A 229-nucleotide genomic window follows, 5' to 3' on the forward strand; every position below is an offset into this window, starting at 1 on the left:
ATACTTCCCAGCTGTTGTTTAAATCTTCGGCCAGACGACCGCGATTAATTTCCAGCTTGCTGATGACCTTTAAGGTAGAGGCGTAAGCAATCAGGCTGTAACCAAAACCTACACCCATATTGCGCAGAACAGTAGAGTCGGTGAGGTCACGTTGCCAGCGAGAAATCGGCAGCGTTTGCGCCAGGGGAGAGAAAACCGCGTTGCCTATGCCGAGGTTGCCTTCCGAGTT

Annotated in this window: 1 pseudogene; it reads right to left on the bottom strand. The window is 51.5% G+C overall.

The features are described 5' to 3' along the window. A pseudogene (locus Q4563_RS23330) lies at positions 1-229 on the bottom strand (adenylosuccinate lyase); the annotation flags it as partial.

The sequence above is a fragment of the Gilvimarinus sp. 1_MG-2023 genome (assembly GCF_030548285.1).